This is a genomic window from Rhizobium sp. SVR5-2C (assembly GCF_056755115.1).
In genome coordinates this window covers 1-6,764 of record NZ_JBNDHT010000220.1, presented here as the reverse complement: position 1 = coordinate 6,764, position 6,764 = coordinate 1, and the positions used below count along the sequence as shown (strand labels likewise).

Annotated in this window: 5 protein-coding genes and 2 tRNA genes; 6 read left to right on the top strand and 1 reads right to left on the bottom strand. The window is 61.1% G+C overall.

Translation table 11 applies throughout. From position 1 onward, the window contains the following. The 3 genes from lon to ACPYOI_RS33985 form a co-directional block, all read left to right on the top strand. A partial coding sequence (gene lon, locus ACPYOI_RS33995) for an endopeptidase La (protein WP_481424013.1) occupies positions 1 to 1,639 on the top strand: 1,639 nt, incomplete at its 5' end. A gap of 204 nt (positions 1,640 to 1,843) precedes the next feature. After that, positions 1,844 to 2,119 carry a DNA-binding protein HupB gene (gene hupB / locus ACPYOI_RS33990; RefSeq protein ID WP_168829191.1) on the top strand — a complete coding sequence of 92 codons (276 nt, stop codon included), beginning with the start codon at positions 1,844 to 1,846 and terminating at the stop codon, positions 2,117 to 2,119. A 198-nt stretch (positions 2,120 to 2,317) separates the two neighbouring features. Then, on the top strand, positions 2,318 to 4,528 hold the full coding sequence (locus ACPYOI_RS33985) for an esterase-like activity of phytase family protein (protein WP_481424012.1): 2,211 nt from the start codon (positions 2,318 to 2,320) through the stop codon (positions 4,526 to 4,528). A gap of 179 nt (positions 4,529 to 4,707) precedes the next feature. Here the strand turns inward: ACPYOI_RS33985 and ACPYOI_RS33980 are convergent, their stop codons facing one another. Next, positions 4,708 to 5,694 carry an aldo/keto reductase gene (locus tag ACPYOI_RS33980; RefSeq protein WP_481420176.1) on the bottom strand — a complete coding sequence of 329 codons (987 nt, stop codon included), beginning with the start codon at positions 5,692 to 5,694 and terminating at the stop codon, positions 4,708 to 4,710. Positions 5,695 to 5,934: 240 nt separating this feature from the next. Between ACPYOI_RS33980 and ACPYOI_RS33975 the strand changes: the two genes are divergently transcribed. From ACPYOI_RS33975 to ACPYOI_RS33965, 3 genes are all read left to right on the top strand, one after another. Next, on the top strand, positions 5,935 to 6,336 hold the full coding sequence (locus ACPYOI_RS33975) for a (R)-mandelonitrile lyase (protein WP_481424011.1): 402 nt from the start codon (positions 5,935 to 5,937) through the stop codon (positions 6,334 to 6,336). 229 nt (positions 6,337 to 6,565) lie between these two features. After that, a tRNA-Asp gene (locus ACPYOI_RS33970) sits at positions 6,566 to 6,642 on the top strand. A gap of 45 nt (positions 6,643 to 6,687) precedes the next feature. Continuing rightward, positions 6,688 to 6,764 (top strand) — tRNA-Asp (locus ACPYOI_RS33965).

Genomic DNA, 6,764 nt, shown 5'->3' with positions numbered 1-6,764 from the left:
CTCCAAGACCAAGCTGTCCAAGGAAGCGCGCGAAAAGGCCGACGCCGAGCTGAAGAAGCTGCGGCAGATGAGCCCGATGTCTGCCGAAGCGACGGTCGTCCGCAACTACCTCGACTGGCTGCTCGGCATTCCGTGGAACAAGAAGTCGAAGATCAAGGCCGACCTCAACAACGCCGAAAAGATCCTTGAAGCGGATCACTTCGGTCTCGACAAGGTCAAGGAACGCATCGTCGAGTATCTTGCCGTGCAGGCCCGCGCCACCAAGATCAAGGGTCCGATCTTGTGCCTCGTTGGACCTCCGGGCGTTGGCAAGACCTCGCTCGCACAGTCGATCGCCAAGGCGACCGGCCGCGAGTATGTCCGCATGGCGCTTGGTGGCGTCCGTGACGAGGCCGAAATCCGCGGTCACCGCCGCACCTACATCGGCTCGATGCCCGGCAAGGTCATCCAGTCGATGAAGAAGGCGAAGAAGTCCAATCCGCTCTTCCTGCTCGACGAGATCGACAAAATGGGCCAGGACTTCCGTGGCGACCCGTCTTCGGCTCTGCTCGAGGTGCTGGATCCGGCTCAGAACTCGACCTTCATGGATCACTACCTGGAGGTCGAATACGACCTGTCGGACGTGATGTTCATCACGACGGCGAATACGCTGAACATTCCGGCCCCACTGATGGACCGCATGGAAGTCATCCGTATCGCCGGCTACACCGAGGACGAAAAGCGCGAGATCGCCAAGCGGCACCTGCTGCCGAAGGCCATCAAGGAACATGCGCTGCAGCCGAGCGAATTCTCGGTCAGCGACGATGCCCTGATGGCGATCAGCCAGCAGTACACCCGCGAAGCCGGCGTTCGCAACTTCGAACGCGAATTGATGAAGCTCGCCCGCAAGGCGGTCACCGAGATCATCAAGGGCAAGACGAAGTCTGTCCACGTGACGGCCGAGAACATCGACGACTATCTGGGCGTTCCGCGCTTCCGCCACGGCGAAGCCGAGCGCGAGGATCAGGTCGGTGTCGTTACCGGTCTCGCCTGGACGGAAGTCGGCGGCGAACTGTTGACGATCGAGGGCGTGATCATGCCGGGCAAGGGTCGCATGACCGTCACCGGCAACTTGAAGGACGTCATGAAGGAATCGATCTCGGCGGCGGCCTCCTATGTCCGCTCGCGTGCCGTCGATTTCGGCATCGAGCCTCCGCGCTTCGACAAGAGCGACATCCACGTGCACCTGCCGGAAGGCGCGACGCCGAAGGACGGTCCGTCGGCTGGTGTCGCGATGGCAACTGCGATCGTCTCGATCATGACCGGCATCCCGGTTTCCAAGGATGTGGCCATGACCGGTGAAATCACCCTTCGCGGGCGCGTCCTGCCGATCGGTGGTCTCAAGGAAAAGCTGCTTGCAGCGCTTCGCGGTGGCATCAAGAAGGTGCTCATTCCGGAAGAGAACGCCAAGGATTTGGCCGAGATTCCGGACAACGTGAAGAACAACATGGAGATCATTCCGGTATCCCGCATGGGTGAGGTGATCAAGCATGCATTGGTCCGCAGACCGGAGCCGATCGAATGGGATGGAACGGTTGAAACGCCGGTCATCGCAACGGTCGACGGCGTCGAAGACACAGGTACAACCATCGCTCACTGAGGGCGATCTGCCACATTGACGTCTAATTGCTGCAAAACTGGGAAAAGGCTGGCGCAAAACGCCAGCCTTTTTTGTGAAAACGTCATGGAGGTGCTTGCTTTTCCTTGATTTGCAGGGCTTTTGGGTTGCGGCGGGCCTGATGAAACTTATTCTGTGCCTGGCTTACAGATTGAGTCGTTTCGAACCATTGAAAGGGGTGGAAACATGAACAAGAATGAACTCGTGTCCGCAGTTGCCGAAAAGGCTGGCCTCACCAAGGCTGACGCTGCTTCCGCGGTCGACGCTGTTTTCGACGTTGTCCAGGCTGAACTGAAGAACAAGGGCGACATTCGTCTCGCCGGTTTCGGCAGCTTCACCGTTTCTCATCGCGCTGCCACCAAGGGCCGCAACCCGTCCACCGGCGCCGAAGTCGATATTCCGGCTCGCAATGTGCCGAAGTTCACGCCTGGCAAGGGCCTGAAGGACGCCGTCAACGGCTAATCAGATTTGCTTGGCCGCCGGGTAACGAGACCGGCAGTCCAGGTTTCGAAGGGTTCGGCGCAAGCCGGGCCCTTCTTGCGTTGGGGCGATCGCGAGAACTCGCGTCTGAATGGCGGCGCAGACGAGTGGAAAACGCGCGGTTGTCATCTGCCTGTCACAGCGGTCCCGCAGAAAGCCCAGGTTTCGAATATTCGATACATGGGGGTTTTCATGACTATTCTATCGCGCAAGGCAGCGCTGGCTGCCGTGCTCCTCGCATCCGTTGCATTTCCGGCGGCTGCAGAGCCTGTTTTCAATCGCATTGCGTCCTTCCCGGTCGCCTCGAACCTGCCGTCCGACAAGGACAAGCTGTCGGCGACCTCCGCCGAGATCATCACCGCAACTGATGACGGCAACACGTTGATCTACAGCGACAGCCCGCTCGGCGCGATCGGCTTCATCGACATCACCGACGCCAAGGCGCCGAAGGCGCTCGGCGCCCTGATGATGGACGGCGAGCCGACCTCCGTCACCTCAACCGCAGGCAAGGCGCTCGTCGCCGTCAACACCGGCGAGAGCAAGCGGAAGCCGTCGGGCCGCCTGGCGATCGTCGATGTTGCGACCAAGAAGATCGAAAACACCTGCGATCTCGGCGGCCAGCCGGATTCGATTGCTCTGAACAAGGACAAGACGCTCGGCACCATCGCCATCGAAAACGAGCGTGACGAAGACGTCGACGACGGCAAGATCCCGCAGATGCCGGCCGGCGACCTCGTGATCTTCCAGGTCAAGAGCGGCACCGTCGATTGCGGCACGATCAAGCATGTGACCCTGACCGGCCTTGCCGGCGTTGCCCCGGAAGATCCGGAGCCGGAATTCGTCTCGTTCAACAGCCAGGACGAGATTGCGCTCACGCTGCAGGAAAACAACGAGATCGTCATCATCGACGGCAAGACCGGCACGGTGAAGACGCATTTCTCTGCCGGCAGCACGGACCTTTCCGGTATCGACACGAAGAAGGACGGCGCGCTGAAGTTCACCGGCGAACTGAAGGGCGTGCTTCGCGAGCCCGACGCCGTAAAGTGGCTGGACGACAACCGTCTCGTCGTCGCCAATGAAGGCGATTATAAAGGCGGCTCGCGGGGCTTCACCATCTTCGACAAGACCGGCAAGGTCCTCTACGAATCGGGCTCCTCCTTCGAGCGCGCCGTTGCCACCACCGGCCACTATCCGGAAGGCCGCTCCTCGGCCAAGGGCGTCGAGCCGGAGGGCCTGGAGCTCGCGAAGTTCGGGGGCGACCAGTACTTCTTCCTTCTCGCCGAACGCGCTTCGGTCGTCGGCGTTTACAAGGACACCGGCGCTGAGCCGCAGCTCGTTCAGCTTCTGCCGTCGGGCATTGGTCCCGAAGGTGCGATCGCCATCCCGCAGCGCAACCTCTTCGCCACTGCCAACGAAACCGATCTCGGCGAAGATGGCGGCCCGCGCTCGCACGTCATGATCTATGAGCGTGCCGAAGGCGAGAAGGCCTATCCGCAGATCGTCACCGCGGAGAAGGACGGCAATCCGATCGGCTTTGCAGCGCTTTCGGGCCTTGCTGCCGTTCCGGAAAAAGCTGGCCAGCTCTTCGCCGTCTCTGACAGCGTTCTCGGCATGCAGCCGATGATCTACACGATCGACGCGACACAGAAGCCGGCCGTCATCACCGATGCGCTCGTCGTCAAGCGCGATGGCGCGGCTGCCCAGAAGCTCGACATCGAAGGTGTCGCGGTCGATGACAAGGGCTGGTTCTGGCTCGCTTCGGAAGGCAACACCGAGAAGCTGCTGCCGCATGCGCTCTACCACGTCAACCCGAAGGGTGAGATCAAGGCAGAGGTCGCGCTGCCGAAGGAACTGACGGACAATGAGATCCGCTACGGTTTCGAAGGTGTCACGATCATCGGTTCCGGCGACGATGCAACGCTGTGGATGGCAGTTCAGCGCGAGTGGAAGGATGACGAGAAGGGCTTCGTCAAGCTCGTCTCCTACAATCCGAAGAGCAAGGAATGGGGCGCCGTGCGCTATCCGCTCGACAAGTCCGAGAACGGCTGGGTCGGCCTGTCGGAAATCTCCGCCCATGGCGACAGCGTCTACGTCATCGAGCGCGATAACCTCGTCGGCGATGCAGCCAAGCTGAAGAAGCTCTACAAGGTCGCCATATCCGACCTGAAGCCCGCCAAGCTCGGTGGCGACCTGCCGGTCGTCAAGAAGACCGAAGCCCACGACTTCCTCAACGAGCTGAAGACCGCGACCAACGGTTACGTGCTCGACAAGCTCGAAGGCTTCACCTTCGACGCGTCAGGCAAGGCCTATGCCGTCACCGACAACGATGGCGTCAGCGATTCTTCCGGAGAGACGCTGTTCTTCCCGGTCACCCTGACCGCGACGAACTGAGCCGTCATCGACCGGACGAAATAAGAAGGCCGGGCGAAAGCCCGGCCTTTGCTTTGTTGCGGGCCCGATTTCCGTCATCCTCGGCCTTGTGCCGAGGATCTGCTGGCCGCGAGGAGTTAGATGCTCGGCACAGGGCCGAGCATGACGGAGTGGGCGCGGTCAGCCGTCTTCAGTTCAGTTTACCAGCGCTGGTGGACATGCGGCGCAACCAGCCGCTCGTAGATTTCGCGGGTGGCCTCCATCACATCATGAGACAACGGCGCGAGGCTGGCAGCCGCCGCATTGGCTTTCGCCTGTTCGGCGTTGCGCGCGCCCGGGATAACCACGGTGACCGCATCATTCATGAGGATCCACCGGAGCGCGAAGGCCGCCATGGTGGCGCCCTGCGGCACGAGTTTGCGCACCTCCTCGACAGCCTGCAAGCCAACTTCGAACGGCACGCCCGCGAAGGTCTCGCCGACATCGAAGGCTTCGCCATGGCGGTTGTAGTTGCGATGGTCGTCGCTTGCGAAGTTGGTGTCGCGGGTGATCTTGCCGGAAAGCAGACCGCTTGCGAGCGGCACGCGCGCGATCACGGCGACGTTCCTCTGACGAGCTTCGGGGAAGAACAGATGGTCCGGACGCTGGCGGAATATGTTGTAGATGATCTGGATGCTTTCAACGCCCGGAAATTCGATTGCTTTCAATCCCTCCTCGACCGTCGAGACGCTGACGCCGTAGCCCTTGATCTTGCCGGCCTTCTGCAGTTCGTTCAGTCCCTCGAACACCTCCGGCCGGTAAAGCACTTCGGTCGGCGGGCAATGAAGCTGCACGAGATCGAGACTATCGACCTGCAGATTTTTCAGGCTGCGCTCGATGAAGCCTTCGAGGTTGGCCTTGGTGTAGCCGTCGGCGACATGTGGATTGAGCCGGCGCCCGGCCTTTGTGGCCACCATCGGGCGCACGCCGCCACGGCTCTTCAGGACCTCGGCGACGATCTTTTCCGATCGGCCGTCACCGTAAACGTCGGCTGTATCGATGAAGGTCATGCCGGCGTCGAGCGCGGCATTGAGTGCCGCCCGTCCATCAGCCTCGCTGACATCGCCCCAGGAACCGCCGATCTGCCACGCGCCGAAGCCGACATTGCTTACCGAAAACGGCATACGGCCGAAAGAATGCTGTTTCATGGGAATCCTCCATTCGTAATAAAAAGCTCGCACGGCGACTATCAGCCGGACACCGACCCGACAAGCGCGCACGCCGGAAAATAGGGCGGCGGCTTACTTCTTCGAGAACGCCGTCCGGTGGACCTGTTAAGGGGCGGCAATGGCAAACCGGAGCGCAACGCGTCCCTGCTGCACTTCAAATGAGGTCACCGATAACCTAGCTTCTGCAGAAGCGGATCAATCAACGAAGAGAGACTCATCATGGAAATCAAGGCAGCCGGTTCCCGGCCTTCGGCAAAAGGTTCCTCCGACTATTTTGTCGGCGCCGTGCGGCTGGATCCGTTGATCGAAACACCGGACCCGGCGCGGGTGAGGGCCGCCCATGTCACGTTCGAGCCGGGAGCACGCACCGCGTGGCACACGCATCCCTTGGGGCAGACGCTTATCGTTACGTCGGGCAAGGGACTCGTTCAGAGCTGGGGAGGAGAAATTCAGGAGATTCGCCCGGGCGACACCGTCTGGTTCGCGCCCGGTGAAAAACATTGGCATGGCGCTAGCCCGGAAACGGCGATGACGCATATCGCGGTCCAAGAATCACTCAACGGCAGCGTTGCGGACTGGATGGAGCAGGTCAGCGACGAGCAATACGCCGGACGGGCCTAACCGGCTGCCAGCGTCAGTAAAATGCAGCGGACGACCGGCGGCCTGAGCCTCGCTGCCCGCCGCTCTCGCTGGGCTCTAGGCTTTGCTTTGAAAACAATTTCCGGACTGTCATGGTTTTGTCTCCAAACCTGCTTGACACTAAAAGGCGAACCCCTTAGTTAGCCGCTCATCGAAGCGGCCAGCCCGTTTCGAAAAGGATGCGAAAGCTCCGGATGACTTGAAATGAAGTGCGGGTGTAGCTCAGTCGGTTAGAGTGCCGGCCTGTCACGCCGGAGGTCGCGGGTTCGAGCCCCGTCACTCGCGCCATTTTGAGATGTGCCGCAAGGCGTTCCGGCCTTTCCTCCACGATGCGCGGGTGTAGCTCAGTCGGTTAGAGTGCCGGCCTGTCACGCCGGAGGTCGCGGGTTCGAGCCCCGTCACTCGCGCCA

Bases quoted from the DNA above. Each gene is read 5' to 3' on its own strand.
- hupB (WP_168829191.1), top strand. From the start codon at position 1,844: ATGAACAAGAATGAACTCGTGTCCGCAGTTGCCGAAAAGGCTGGCCTC.
- ACPYOI_RS33980 (WP_481420176.1), bottom strand. From the start codon at position 5,694: ATGAAACAGCATTCTTTCGGCCGTATGCCGTTTTCGGTAAGCAATGTC.
- ACPYOI_RS33985 (WP_481424012.1), top strand. From the start codon at position 2,318: ATGGGGGTTTTCATGACTATTCTATCGCGCAAGGCAGCGCTGGCTGCC.
- ACPYOI_RS33975 (WP_481424011.1), top strand. From the start codon at position 5,935: ATGGAAATCAAGGCAGCCGGTTCCCGGCCTTCGGCAAAAGGTTCCTCC.